General features: G+C 71.2%; 11 protein-coding genes. 7 read left to right on the top strand and 4 right to left on the bottom strand.

Annotation, left to right across the window (positions count from 1 at the left end; all coding sequences use genetic code 11):
- The 4 genes from KGQ19_RS13430 to KGQ19_RS13445 form a co-directional block, all read right to left on the bottom strand.
- Positions 1-258 (bottom strand): acyl carrier protein, encoded by a 258-nt coding sequence (locus KGQ19_RS13430; RefSeq protein ID WP_212009448.1) that lies wholly within the window; start codon positions 256-258, stop codon positions 1-3.
- 65 nt (positions 259-323) lie between these two features.
- Positions 324-1,595, bottom strand: a complete 1,272-nt coding sequence (locus KGQ19_RS13435; RefSeq protein ID WP_212009449.1) for a type III PLP-dependent enzyme — start codon at positions 1,593-1,595, stop codon at positions 324-326.
- Positions 1,595-3,058, bottom strand: a complete 1,464-nt coding sequence (locus KGQ19_RS13440; protein WP_212009450.1) for a preATP grasp domain-containing protein — start codon at positions 3,056-3,058, stop codon at positions 1,595-1,597. Before KGQ19_RS13440 ends, KGQ19_RS13435 begins: the two co-directional genes overlap by 1 nt.
- Positions 3,040-4,032, bottom strand: a complete 993-nt coding sequence (locus KGQ19_RS13445; protein WP_212009451.1) for a ketoacyl-ACP synthase III family protein — start codon at positions 4,030-4,032, stop codon at positions 3,040-3,042. The genes KGQ19_RS13440 and KGQ19_RS13445 overlap by 19 nt, the downstream gene beginning before the upstream one ends.
- Before the next feature lie 228 nt (positions 4,033-4,260).
- Here KGQ19_RS13445 and KGQ19_RS13450 point away from each other — a divergent pair, with 228 nt between their 5' ends.
- The 7 genes from KGQ19_RS13450 (at position 4,261) to KGQ19_RS13480 (ending at position 12,533) form a co-directional block, all read left to right on the top strand.
- Positions 4,261-6,045 carry a condensation domain-containing protein gene (locus KGQ19_RS13450; RefSeq protein ID WP_212009452.1) on the top strand — a complete coding sequence of 595 codons (1,785 nt, stop codon included), beginning with the start codon at positions 4,261-4,263 and terminating at the stop codon, positions 6,043-6,045.
- Positions 6,046-6,048: 3 nt separating this feature from the next.
- A complete protein-coding gene (locus tag KGQ19_RS13455; RefSeq protein ID WP_212009453.1) occupies positions 6,049-7,062 on the top strand; it encodes an ATP-binding cassette domain-containing protein in 1,014 nt (337 codons plus the stop codon).
- Positions 7,046-7,810 carry an ABC transporter permease gene (locus tag KGQ19_RS13460; protein WP_212009454.1) on the top strand — a complete coding sequence of 255 codons (765 nt, stop codon included), beginning with the start codon at positions 7,046-7,048 and terminating at the stop codon, positions 7,808-7,810. Before KGQ19_RS13455 ends, KGQ19_RS13460 begins: the two co-directional genes overlap by 17 nt.
- Before the next feature lie 61 nt (positions 7,811-7,871).
- Positions 7,872-9,074, top strand: coding sequence for a DegT/DnrJ/EryC1/StrS family aminotransferase (locus KGQ19_RS13465; protein WP_212009455.1), 1,203 nt, complete (start codon positions 7,872-7,874; stop codon positions 9,072-9,074).
- Positions 9,071-10,084 (top strand): UDP-N-acetylglucosamine 4,6-dehydratase (inverting), encoded by a 1,014-nt coding sequence (gene pseB / locus KGQ19_RS13470; RefSeq protein WP_212009456.1) that lies wholly within the window; start codon positions 9,071-9,073, stop codon positions 10,082-10,084. The genes KGQ19_RS13465 and pseB overlap by 4 nt, the downstream gene beginning before the upstream one ends.
- Positions 10,063-11,757 (top strand): NAD-dependent epimerase/dehydratase family protein, encoded by a 1,695-nt coding sequence (locus tag KGQ19_RS13475; protein ID WP_212009457.1) that lies wholly within the window; start codon positions 10,063-10,065, stop codon positions 11,755-11,757. Before pseB ends, KGQ19_RS13475 begins: the two co-directional genes overlap by 22 nt.
- Entirely contained in the window at positions 11,754-12,533 is a 780-nt protein-coding gene (locus KGQ19_RS13480; protein WP_212009458.1) for a protein phosphatase 2C domain-containing protein, read from the top strand. The genes KGQ19_RS13475 and KGQ19_RS13480 overlap by 4 nt, the downstream gene beginning before the upstream one ends.
- The last annotated feature ends 525 nt before the right edge of the window (positions 12,534-13,058 follow it).

Consider the following 13,058-nt stretch of genomic DNA (forward strand, 5'->3'; position numbering starts at 1 on the left):
TCAGTCGCGCAGGGCGAGGTTCCGGTCGACGTAGTCGGCCAGGGACCCGATGGTCCGGAAGTCGTCCATGTCCAGGTTCTCCGGGTCGATCTCCAGCCCGACGTTGTCCTCCAGCACCATCAGCAGCTCCAGCACCGAGGTGGAGTCCAGGTGCAGGTCGTCGAACAGCCGGACGTCCTCGCCGAGGTCGGTCACCTCGTGCTTGAGGACCTCGGCCAGACACTTGCCGATGGCCTCGACGGTCTCAGGACGGTTCATGGGGCACTCCTATGCGGGGATGCGGGTGTGTGGATGAGGGGGAGAGAACAGGGGGCTGCGAAACCTCACACGAGGATGAGGTGCTGGGGGTCGAGCAGGTCCTGGACCGTGTCGCGCCGCCGGACCAGGTGCGCCTGGCCGTCCAGCACCAGGACCTCGGCCGGGTGGCCGTGGCTGAGGAACAGGACCGGGGAGGCGCTGGGCCCGTAGGCGCCGGAGCGTTCGACGCCGAGCAGGTCGCCGGGCCGCACCTCGGGCAGGACGACTGCCTTGCCGACGACGTCGTTCGGGGTGCACAGCGGGCCGGTGACCGTGTAGGGCCGCAGGTCCGGCTCGTCCGGGCGGCTCAGGGAGCGGATGGGGAAGTTGCGTTTGACGAAGCTGCCGATCCCGACCGCGGCCATGTGGTGGTTCGTGCCGCCGTCGGCGACCGCGAACCACTCCCCGCGCGACTGCTTCACGTAGCGGGCCCGCACCACGTACAGCCCGCACCAGCCGACCAGGTAGCGGCCCAGCTCGGTGATCACGCGGCAGCCGGGCAGGTCCGCCAGGAACTGTGCGACGAGGTCGTTCACGCCCGCGGCGACGGCTGCCACGTCGAGGTCCTTCTCGCCCTCGAAGTACGGCACGCCGAACCCGCCGCCGATGTCCACGGTGTTCAGCGGGAATCCCAGCGCCGCGGACAGCCGCCGGGCGGTGTCCAGGATGCCCCTGGTGTTGTCGATGACAGCCTGCTGATCCAGGATCCGGGTGCCCATGTAGGCGTGGACGCCTTCGACCCGGACCCGGCGCAGCCCCTGGAAGAACTCCTGGGACTCCAGTAGCGTCTCCTCGTCGATGCCGAACTGACGCGGCTTGCCGCCCATCGCGAGCCGGGAGCCCTTGGCCTGGAACGCCGGGTTGACCCGCAGCAGCACCCGCACGCCTTCCGGCGGCGCGATGGATTCCAGCTGGGCGATCTCGGCGAGGGATTCGCACACCACGGCGTGGATGTCGGCGGCCAGGCAGGCCTGGAGCTCCTGGGCGGACTTGGCCGGCCCGAGGAAGATGATGTCCCGCGGATCCGCGCCCGCCCGCAGCGCGGTGACCAGTTCCACGTGGGAGGAGACTTCCATCCCCGCGCCGAGCGAGCGCAGTACCGCGCACACGCTGACGTTCGGATTGGCCTTCGCGGAGTAGAAGACGTCGATCCGCGGGTCGAGCAGATCGCGCAGCGTCCGGTAGGTCTCGCGCAGCCGGTCGCCGTCGTAGAGGTACATGGGGGTGCCGAACTGTTCGGCCAGCTCGCTGATGCGAAGTCCCTGGACGGTGTACTCGGCCGGACTCGTGCCGGTCATCACTGCTCCTTCCGGTTGAGCGCCGTCGTCTCACTGGTGGGCCGGACGTCGGACAGTTGGGACAGCGCGGCCTGGACCGTCGTGTCGAGGGCGGCCAGGCCGGCTCGGTCCGGCGCGATCAGCAGGGTGTGCAGGCGCCCCTGGAACGACGACGCGTTCGCGGCGGCGGTGTCGGCTGCGGCGTTCACGGTGCCGAAGCACGTGATGACGAGCCGCCGGCCGTCGGCGGGGCCGGGGCCGTCCAGGTCCGCGACCGGGCCCAGGGCGGAACGGACCGCCTCGAAGGTGAGGGGAGCGGTGAGCGCCAGTGTGTAGTGCTTGGCGAGCGCGGTGCTCTCCGGAGGAAGGAAGCGCTCTGTCACACTGCCCTGATACGTCGACATGTTCAGCCGGGCGTTGATCTCCAGGACCGGGTACAGCAGGCCGTTCGCGCCGAGGATGGCGTCGATGCCGGCGACCCCGGTGAATCCGTCGGCGTACAGCGCGGCGCCGACGGCCTGGGCGGCCTGGCCGATCTCGGCGAGGTGGCCGGCGTCGAGGTCGGGGGGCATGACGTGGCCGCGGTGCACGCCGTTCTCGGTCAGGGCCCCTTTGACGAAGTCCAGTTCCACGCGGCCGTCGCGGTCCACGACCACCTGGTAGTTCAGGTCGAAGGCCTTGGGCAGCCAGTCCTCGACCACGACTTCCAGCCGATCATCGCCCCGGCGCTCGGCGCGCCGCTGGACCATGGTGAGCAGCCGCCGGGCGCGCACGGGTGATTCCAGCAGCACCAGCCCCTTGCCGGAGACCCCGAACGCGTCCTTGACGACCACCGGGCTGCCGGCTTCCAGGGCGGCGGCGCGGCGGGTGAGTGCCGCCGCGAACTCCGCGACGGTCTCGCAGCACTGCCCGGGGACCGGACGGAGCCCGGCCGCCTCGACGAGCCGGCGGCCGTAGATCTTGCTGTTGACCCGCTCGCAGGTCGCCGCGTCCGGGACCGCCAGCGGCAGGCCGCAGACCTCTGCGACGCGCTGCTCCAGTGCGGAGACCCCCATCGGCAGCAGGCGGGCGCCTTCACGGCCGAGCTCAGACAGGCGCCGCAGCAGCTGCGGGGAGGCCAGGACGGCTTCGGCGGTGGACTGGGCCTCGGCGCCGTTCTCCGGGACCAGCTGTGTCGGCAGGGCCGTTCCCGCCGATTCGGCGTAGGCGCGGTAGCCCGGATCCAGCGGGGTGCGCAGGATCAGGAAGTCGTCGGGACCGGCGAGCAGCGCGCCCAGTTCCTCCATCCGCTGCACCAGCGGCGCGGAGACGGCGAATCCGGGATCGGGCAGCCCGATGTGGCCGCGCGCCCACTGCTGTTCGACCTCGAAGTTGCACAGCAGCACCAGGCGGGTGTCGGGGTCGCCGGTGAGCGCCGTCTTGATCGCCCGCAGGTAGCGGGTGTCTGTGTTCGCCGCCGTCGTCGTCACTGGCGAGCCTGGCATGAGGCCTCCTCGTTCGTGGCCGGTTCGACCACCATGTCGATCACCATCGCCGCGTAGGTGGCGCCCAGGCCCACCGCGGTCAGCAGGTAGCGCCCGCCCGCGGCGAGCCGGCCCTGCTCGCGCAGCGTGACGAGATTGAGGAACGGGTCCACGCAGAAGCAGTGGCTGTAGCGCGGGATGTTGTCCAGGTAGACCAACTGCTTGTCCACCCCGAGTTCCTTGATGACCCGCAGCCATGAGGAGCGGTTCACGTTGTGCGGGATGACGGCGGTCAGCTCGGACAGGTCGGTGGCCGCCTCGGCCAGCGCCTCTTGGATGACGGCGGCCAGATCGGCGGGGTAGCTCTCCCCGAAGTCCCGGACGGCTTGCGGGGTCATCCGGATGCCGTGGCTGAACCGGCCGTCGGTGCGCACCGCGTAGCCGCGCACGACCGCCGGGCCGCCGCCGATGCCCACCAGGCACGCGGCCGAGGCCTCGCCCATGATCGCGGTGTTGTCGATGAGCCGGGCCAGCTTGGAGAACGCCTTCTCGCCGGTGACGACGAGCGCCTTGGCCGCCGGGTCGCCGTCGGCGCGCAGCAGCTCGCCGGCCGCGTCGACCGCGGCCAGACCGCCGGCGCAGCCCTGCTGGGTGAGGGAGAACGCCTCGGCGTCCGGCAGGCCCAGCAGCTCGGCGATCCGCGTCGCCGGGTCCAGCCCGGCCGGCGTCACCTGCTGGATGGTGTGCGCGTAGATCAGGTAGCGGATGTCCTCGTGGTCCGCGACCCGTTCCACGACCGTCCTGGCCGGGGCGCACAGGAGGTCGAACAGGTGTTGGTCGGGGTCCTGGCGCAGGCGGTCCAGGCCGTGCACGCGGTGGAACAGCCGGCCCTGGCTGCGCGACAGGCCCAGGTCGGCGGCGACGTCCAGCACGTCGGCCGACTCCTGCGGCGCGTAGGCCGCGAGGTCGTGGAGCGTGGTGAGCTGAGCGAGCATCGGATCCCGCCTGACGGAGGTGGTGGGACGCGGCGGCGTCCTGCGAACCCGATGCTAGGAACGAATCAGGGCTCGTATCCATCATGGAAATCCACGGCCCGGCCCGCCGCGCCCGGTATCAGGGTTCTGCGGGATTTCCATGATATCCGGCACCGGGAGCGCCTTCATAGCATCGGTCCCGCGCCGTGATCGGCTCACCCGGCACGCAGCAGCCCTCAAGGAGGTTCCGTGGAACTATCGGCTCCGCCGCGGGTGTACACCGTGGACTTCACCGGCGGGCGCTCCGGCACCGGCCCGGCGACCCATGCCCAGCGCAACCTCCTGCGGTGGATCGACCAGCCGGACGACGCCGGCTCGGCCACCATCCCGCTGTTCCTGGACCTGCCCGCCGGCACCGGCGTCGCCGACGTCGCCGAGGTGCTCGCGGCGTTGCTGGCCCGCCACGACGCCCTGCGGACCACCTTCGCCGCCGGAGCCGACGGCACGGTGCTCCAGCACGTCGCCGCCACCGGGCGCCTCGAGGTGGAGATCCACGAGCTGCCGCCGGGACCGCCGGCCCGGGGCCTGGAGCGCAGGCTCCGCCGGCAGCCGTTCGACCCGGCGCTCGACCTGCCGCTGCGCGCGGCCGTCGTGACCCACGGCGGGCAGCCCCATCTGGCCGTCCTGGTCATCTCGCACCTGGCGGCGGACGTCGGGTGCGCCCGGATCCTCGCCGACCAGTTCACCGCGCTGATCAACGGGGCTGAGCCCTGGAGCGCCGGACCGCTGGGGCCCTCGCCCCTGGACGACGCCGCGGCGGAGCAGTCCGCGGCCGGCCGGCGGCGAGCCGAGGCGGCGCTGCGGTACTGGGACGGTGTGCTCACAGCCGTGCCGCAAGCCATGTTCTCGATCCCGGTGCCGAACCAGGCGCCCCAGCGCCGGCGCCGGGCGACGATGCGCTCCAGGGCCGCCGCCCTGGCCCTGGCCCGGATCGCGGCCCGGACCGGCTGCAGCCACTCCACCGTGACGCTCGCCGCGGTCGCGCTGTGCCTGGCGCGGCGCACCGGGAATCAGAGCACTGGGATGACCTTGCTGGCCGGCAACCGGTTCGGCGCGGCGATGCACGACTACGTCGGCAGTCTGGCTCAGGACGCGCCGTTCCACGTCGATCCCTGGGCGGCCACGTTCGACGAGGTGGTCCGCCGGACCGGGACGGCCGCGTTGCGGGCGTACGGCTGCGGGCGGTTCGACCCCGCGCAGATGTGGCAGACCATTGACACGGTAGGCCGGGAGCGCGGCACCCATTTCCACCGCGACTGCGTCTACAACGACACTTCCAGGTTCCGCGGCCAGGCTCCGCCGAGCGAGCCGACCGGCTCGGCGGCGGACATCGGCCAGGCCCTGGAGCAGACCCGGATCACCATGATGCCGGACGAGGCGTACCCGGCGGCCTTCTTCCTGAGCGTGCGCGCCGTGTGGGAAGAGCTGGTGCTGATGCTGTGGGCCGACCCGCGCTACCTTCCGCGCGCCGACGTCAACGACTTCCTCCTGGCCGTGGAGAGGGTGCTGGTCACCTGTGCGCCGCACGACGTGCCCGTCCCGGATCTCCTGGCGGCCACCGGCCTGGCCGGCCCGGAGCGCGGCCCCGGCTGGATCCGTTCGGCGGGTTGCTGGGTCGATCTGGCCTGCGCGACCGAGGTGTTCGACGCCGGGCTGGCCGCCCTGGGCTCGCCCGGCGGCGCGCTGTTCGCCGAACCGGCCGGGACCGGGGCCGGAACACAGACCGGGACCGGGGCCGCGGGACAGGAGGTCGAGCTTGTGGGCTACGCCGCCTGGCCGGACCGGGACACTGCCCGGCCCAGCCCCGCCGAACTGCACGAGGCCTGCCGTCCGCACCTCGCCGGACGTTTCAGCGCCCTGACACCGCAGCGCTACGTCGTGTGCGCCGGCCTGCCGGCTGATCCGCGCGATCCGGCCTCGTGGCGGGCCGCCGGGGTTCTCGCCGAGGGCTCCGGCCGACCAGAGAGGCGGTGAGCCGTGGCCATCATCGAGGCGCGCGGACTGGCCCGGACCTTCCGCGGCCAGGGCGGCACCGTCGAGGCCGTGCGCGGCGTCGACCTGGACGTCCAGGCCGGTGAGATCGTCGGCTTCCTCGGGACGAACGGCGCGGGCAAGACCACCACGCTGCGGATGCTGACGACCCTGCTGGCACCCACCGGCGGTTCGGCGACCGTCGCCGGCGCCGACCTGATCCGCGAGCCCGGGGCGGTCCGCAGGCGCATCGGCTACGTCGCCCAGAGCACCGGTGCGCACCCCGACTTCACCGTGTTCGAGGAGCTCCTGACGCAGGGCCGGCTCTACCGGATGCGGCCGGCCGAGGCCCGCCGCCGGGCCGTCGAGGCCTCCCGCCGCCTGGACCTGCAGGAACTGCACGGCCGCCAGGTCCGAAGCCTTTCCGGCGGGCAGCGCCGCCGGCTGGACGTGGCCCTGGGCCTGGTCCACGGTCCGCCGCTGATCTTCCTGGACGAGCCGTCGACCGGGCTGGACCCGCAAAGCCGCCGCACGCTGTGGGATCTGGTGGCCCGGCTGCGCGCCGAATCGGGCACCACCATCTTCCTGACGACGCACTATCTGCAGGAGGCCGACGCGCTGTGCGACCGGATCCTGGTCATGGACCGCGGCCGGATCGTGGCCGCCGGCACCCCCGAGGAGTTGAAGCAGCGGCTGTCCGGCGACGTGATCACGGTCGCGCTGGTGCGTGAGGACCCGGCCGCGCACGCGGCGATCCGCGCTCTGCCCGGGGTCTCGCACGTCACCCGGGACGATCGCACCCTGCGGCTCACGGCGGGCAACGGCGCGCAGGTGCTCTTCGCGGTGATCCGCGCGCTGGGCGACGCCGGGGTCGCCGTGCAGGGGGTCCAGATCGAGCGCCCGACCCTGGACGACGTGTTCCACGCGCTGACCGGCCAGCCGCGGGAAGGAGGTGCCGACCATGACCGAACCGTCGACCGGAGCCAGGCGCAGGGAGTCCGTGATGGAGTTCGTCTCTGACGTGGTCCTGATCTGCCGTCGCCAGCTGCGCCTGGACGCGCGCAACCCGGTGTGGCTGGTGGTGAACCTCCTTCAACCGACGCTCTACCTGGCCTTCTTCGGCCCCTTACTTCCCCACGTCATCCCGGTGTCGGCCCAGAAGTCGGCCGGCGGCGCGTGGCAGGTCTACGTTCCGGGACTGCTCGTCCAGCTGTGTCTGTTCGGCGCGGCCTTCGTCGGCTTCACGGTCATCGCGGACTGGCGCTTGGGCGTCATGGAGCGGATGCGCGTCACCCCGATCAGCAGGTTCGCCCTGCTGTTCGGCCGGGTCCTGCACGACGTCGTCGTCCTGCTGGGCCAGAGCCTGGTCCTGCTGGCAGCGGCCACGGTGGCCGGGCTCCGGATCCCCCTCGTGGCCGTTCCGGTCGCCCTGTTCTTCATCAGCCTGCTGACTGTCAGCCTGTCATCCCTGTCCTACGGCCTGGGCCTGGTAGTCAAGAACGAGTCGACGTTCGCTCCGGTCCTGAACACCACAACCGTCATGATGCTGCTCCTGTCCGGCATCCTCCTGCCCATGTCGCTGGCCCCCGGCTGGCTGAACGACGTCTCCCACCTGACACCGTTCCGCTACGTCGTGGACGCCGTCCGCGACGTCTTCGCGGGCCACTACACCACGGCGCCGGTCGCCGAAGGCGCGACCGTGGCGCTTGTCCTGGCCGCCGCGTCCCTGGGGCTGGGCACCTACGTGTTCCGGCGAGAGAGCTCCTGAACGGGAGTGTTCTGCCCTGCCATGCCCCTGACCATCCGATGACACCGAACGGGAGTCTTCCTTGAGTTCGAAACGCCCGGCGATCCTCGGCGGCGCCCCGGCCCTGATCGACCCGGTCCCGCTGACCCGGCCGACGCAGACGGTGAACACCGCGCTGCTGTCCACCTTCTCCGACATCGTGAAATCGGGAAACCTCACCAAGGGAGACGAACTGGCCGCCCTGGAGCGCGCCGTCTGCGAATTCCTCGGAGTCCAGAACGCGATCGCCGTGTCCAGCTGCACCAGCGGTCTCATGCTCACGCTGTGCTGTCTCGGTCTGCGCGGCGAGATAGTGCTTCCCAGCTTCACGTTCATGGCGACCGGACACGCGGCGCTGTGGAACGGGCTGACACCGGTGTTCGCGGACATCGACCCGGATACCTTCGCCGTGGACCCCGACCGGGTGGCCGAGGCGCTGACCCCGCGGACGGCGGCGGTGTTCGGGGCGCACACCTTCGGCGCACCCTGCGATGTCGGGGCGCTGGCCAAGCTCGCCGCCGAGGGCGCCGTCCCGTTGGTACTCGACGCGGCGCCCGCGTTCGGCGGCACATATCCCGGCGGCGCGATGATCGGCACCGGCGGGACGGTGGAGGTGTTCAGCCTCAGCCCGACCAAGCCGTTCACCACCGGTGAGGGCGGCATCATCGCCACCGATGACGCCGCGCTGGCCCGCGAGCTGCGCATCGGCCGCGAATACGGCAACGCCGGCGGCTACGACAGCGCCTTCGCCGGCCTGAACGCCCGGATGCCCGAGTTGTCCGCGGCGCTGGGCCGCCACAACCTGCCGCACCTGCCCGAACTGCTGGAGCGCCGAGGGCACCTGGCCGACCGCTACCGGGCGGGACTGGCGGACGTGGCCGGCGTGCGGTTCCAGCGGTTCGATCCGTCGGCGCGGCCCACGTACAAGGACGTCGGCCTCAGGGTCAGCCCCGAGGAGTTCGGCATCGACCGGGACACCCTGGCCTCGGCGCTTCGGGCCGAACACATCGCGACCCGGAACTACTACGATCCGCCGCTGCACCGCCAGAAGGCGTACCGGAGGTTCGACACCGGGAGCTGGTCGCTCCCGCACACCGAGGAGCTGTCCCGGACCGCGATCACCGTGCCCCTGTGGTCGGACATGCCCGAACACCTCGTCGACCAGATCTGCGACGTCATTCGCGTCATCCACGAACACGCACCGGAAATCGCCGACAGAATCCACCTGAATGAGGCACTGGCATGAGCGAGCTGACCGATTCCACGATGCTGGTCACCGGAGGCACCGGTTCGTTCGGCCACGCGTTCATCCGCTACGCGCTCGACGAGCTGCGACCACGGACGGTCGTCGTCTTCTCCCGGGACGAGCACAAACAGTACGAACTGCGGCGCCGGTTCGGTGACGAGCCCCGGATCCGCATGGTCCTGGGCGACATCCGGAACCGGGAGAGCCTGGCGCGCGCGATGCGCGGCATCGACCACGTCGTGCACGCCGCGGCGCTCAAGCAGGCCGACACCGCCGAGTTCAACGTCCTGGAATACGTCCAGACGAACATCATCGGCTCGCAGAACGTCCTCGCGGCGGCCGTCGAGTGCGGGGTCCGCAAGGTCGTCGCGCTCTCGACCGACAAGGCGTCCAGCCCGGTGAGCCTGTACGGTGCCACCAAGATGGTCGCCGACAAGATGCTGACCTCGGCCGGTGCCCGGACCTCGGTCGAGGCCGGCGTCCGCTTCTCGGTGGTGCGGTACGGCAACTTCGTGGGGAGCCGCGGGTCGGTCATCCCGCTGTTCCGGGAGCTCGCCAGGGCCGGGCAGGCCCTGCCGATCACGGACAAGCGGATGACCAGATTCTGGGTCACGCTGGACCAGGCCGTGCGATTCGTCGCGGGCGCGTTCGACACCATGCAGGGCGGCGAACTGTACGTGCCCAAGCTGCCGAGCATGAAGATCACCGACCTCGCCGAAGCGGTGGCCCCCGGGTGCCCGACCTACGAGGTCGGCATCCGTCCCGGCGAGAAGCTGCACGAGGAGATGATCGCGACCGAGGACAGCCACCGGACCTTCGATCTGCCCGACCGGTACGTCGTCCAGCCCTCGATCAGCGCCGGCGACCCGCCCCCCGCGCACAGCAGCCCGGTGTCACCGGGGTTCACCTACCGGTCGGACACCAACCAGGAGTGGCTGTCCTCGGCCGAACTCCGCAAGATCCTCGACAGCCCGGAGGCGGCGGAGCCGTGCCGAACCATGTCTGCCTGACCGGGGCGGTCATCTCCCACCCGCGCCGGCTGGCCGCCGCCCGGGCGCTGGTCGAGTCGGCCCCGGCCGGGTTCCTGGACCTCGTCCTGGATCCGGAGCCGGACGGCCCGCCGACCGGGCTGCGCACGTCGATCCGGGCCTGGTCGCAGATCCCTGACGGCTCGACGCACCACCTGGTGCTGGAGGACGACGCCCGGCTGCCCGCGGGTCTGCGGGCTCAGGCCGAACGCGCGGCGGCGGCGGCGCCGGACGCCGCGATCGTGCTCTACAACAACTGGAGCTCCCGCAACGGTGCGGTCCTGCGTCTGGCCGCGCTGGCCGGCGCCCGCTGGGCGGCGCCGGTCGCCGAGTACACCGCGAACGTGGCGCTCATCCTGCCGGCCGGAGTCGGCGCCGGTTTCGGCGACTACGCCCGCGCTCAGCGCCAGACGTGGCCCGATGACGTGATTCTGGCCCGGTACTTGGCGCAGGCCGGTGTACGCACCTGTATAGCCGTGCCCAACCTGGTCCAGCACGGTGAGTTCCCCAGCATCTCCGGCAACGATCTGCACGGTCTGCGGCAGTCGGCCTGCCACGCGCCGCTGCCGACCGACACCGACTGGAGCGCGGGCGGCCTCTTCGAGCCGGACGCCGTACCCTTCTTCAAATTCGGCGTGGCCCAGTTCGCCATCCGCTACGGCGACCGGTGGCTGACCGTCGGCGGCGACCGGGGTTCGGCGCGGATCGGCCTGGACCTGGACCAGTGCGCGAAGGAGTTCGACGCCGCGCTGACGGCCTCGCCCGCCCGGTCGCTCGCCGACCGGATCCCGATCGGGAGGCTGGAGGCGCACTGGCGGACCTGCTACGCGTCGGGGCTGTTGGCCGCCAGGCATCGATCCGTCTCGTCCTGGCCGGATGATCCGCTGGCGGTCGAAGCCGTGGGCACGATAGGGCCCGGGGGTCTGTGCACGGAACTGAGTGCGGATCAGCTGCGCGCGGTTCAAGCACCGCTCGCGGACCTGGCGTGGACTGCGATCTTCGCGGGCGCGCGACACAGCGCTGCTCGGCCGGCCGGTCGCAATATCGCCTTCGTCGGCCCTGACACCGCGCTCCGAAGCGTTCTCATGGCGGACCTGTCTGACCGCGGCCACACCGTCGGTACCGAGAACGGGCCGGAGACGGACGTGGCCATCGAGATCACGGGGACGGCCGACGTGCCGCGGCTGCGGTGTACGCCGGTCAACGCGGGCACAGACACGGACGCGGCACCTACAGTGCTGCGGTTGGGGGTGCCTTACGGGCCGGAGGTCACCGATGGCCCGCCGATCGCGGACCTGGTCCTGCAGTCGCTCACTCGGCAGCGGTTGCAGACCTCTGCTTCTTTGCCGGACCCCCTGCGGCTCGTCCACGTCTGGGATATCGGCTGGGTTCTGGCGCGGATCGTCCAGTCGCCCGAGGCTTCCGGAACCTTCGACCTCTGTCACGACGAGACCGTCGGACCGGTGGAACTGGCCGAACTCATCGCCGCGACGATCCGGGCGAACGACATCGGCCAGGTGGGCACCGGGCCCGCACCGGCCGGGCCCGGGCTCGATACGGAGCCGACGAAGCAGGCTCTGCACTGGCGACCGTCGGTGAGCCTGGCAGAGGGTATCCGAACCCTGGGTCAGTGGCTCGCCTACGAGGCCCCATGACCCCGCAGACGACCTTCGCGACCAGCGCGGGCGCGGACGTCAACGAGGACACGGTCACCGCGGGCGCGGACTTCGCGCTCGTCCTCGACGGCGCGACCGCGGAACCGGACACCGATTCCGGCTGCCGACACGGCGTCCGCTGGTTCGCCACCCAACTGGCGGGCCGACTCGCCGCACGCCTGGCCGTCGACGCCTGCGCCGCCCACCCACTGACGGACGTCCTGCACGACGCCATCGACGCAGTCGGACGGTCCCACAGCGACTCCTGCGACCTGCGCAACCTGTGCAGCCCGTCATCCACCGTGGTCCTGGTCCGCCACCGACAAGACCACACAGACTGCCTCGTGCTCGGCGATTCCCCCCTGGTAATCGCCCGCCGCGACGGCGCAGTGTTCCCACTCATGGACGACAGGCTCTCCCGCTTCAGCGGCCCCTGGTCACAACTGCGCTACACCCGCAACGCCCCCGGAGGCTTCTGGATCGCCGGCAACAACCCGGAAGCGGCACGCCACGCCCTGGTCGCCACAGTCCCGACCGCGGACCTCGCCGCCCTCGCCCTCCTGACCGACGGCGCGACCCGCCTGGTCGAGCGCTACGGCTGGAGCTGGCGGGACCTGATGACCCTCCTGCGCCGGGACGGACCGGCCGAACTGATCAACCAGACACGCGCCGCGGAGCGCCAGACCCCGGCCGGGCGCTTCGTCGGCAAGCGGCACGACGACGCCACCGCCGTACTGTGCCACTTCGGGGACGCACCGAGCCCGCGGGCTGTCTAGTGCCGTGTCGGGCAACGTTTGCCTGGGAGCTCGCGTGCCTGGGAGTTCGCGCTTTGCTCGGGCGGGAGTCCGCGATGTGGTTCGCGATGTGGTTCGCGATGTGGTTCGCGGCGTGCCGGTCGGCGGGCGGGATTCGTTGGCGGTGGAGTTTGCTGGGGGCTGGAGTTTGTGGGCCGGGTTGCGGTTGGGGCGTGGGTTACAAGGCTTTTTACGGCCTTCGGTCATAGTTGTGCCGGTTCGGGGTTCGGGGCGGCAAGTCGTGTTTGTCGGCTGCAGGTTTTCGCGTTCACAACCCCGCCCCACCTCAGGCCTCTTCAACTCCAGCAAGTCAGAGCAAGGACAAAGGGCCAGATCAAGAGCACAGGCAAGATCAAGAGCAAGATCGAAGTCAAAGGCGATGGTGAAGGGCCGGGCCTCCGGCGGGCCTCGGCAACCTCAGGGAAACTAGCGCGGTTCCCTCGGGTGGCCGGGTGAGTCTCAGCGGCTGCGGCCTGTGAGGTGGTGCGGTCCGTTCCCCTCGGTCGC

Source organism: Catenulispora pinistramenti (genome assembly GCF_018274385.1).
Classification (GTDB): domain Bacteria; phylum Actinomycetota; class Actinomycetes; order Streptomycetales; family Catenulisporaceae; genus Catenulispora; species Catenulispora pinistramenti.

Bases quoted from the DNA above. Each gene is read 5' to 3' on its own strand.
- KGQ19_RS13440 (WP_212009450.1), bottom strand. From the start codon at position 3,058: ATGCCAGGCTCGCCAGTGACGACGACGGCGGCGAACACAGACACCCGC.
- KGQ19_RS13460 (WP_212009454.1), top strand. From the start codon at position 7,046: ATGGAGTTCGTCTCTGACGTGGTCCTGATCTGCCGTCGCCAGCTGCGC.
- KGQ19_RS13445 (WP_212009451.1), bottom strand. From the start codon at position 4,032: ATGCTCGCTCAGCTCACCACGCTCCACGACCTCGCGGCCTACGCGCCG.
- KGQ19_RS13430 (WP_212009448.1), bottom strand. From the start codon at position 258: ATGAACCGTCCTGAGACCGTCGAGGCCATCGGCAAGTGTCTGGCCGAG.
- pseB (WP_212009456.1), top strand. From the start codon at position 9,071: ATGAGCGAGCTGACCGATTCCACGATGCTGGTCACCGGAGGCACCGGT.
- KGQ19_RS13435 (WP_212009449.1), bottom strand. From the start codon at position 1,595: ATGACCGGCACGAGTCCGGCCGAGTACACCGTCCAGGGACTTCGCATC.
- KGQ19_RS13480 (WP_212009458.1), top strand. From the start codon at position 11,754: ATGACCCCGCAGACGACCTTCGCGACCAGCGCGGGCGCGGACGTCAAC.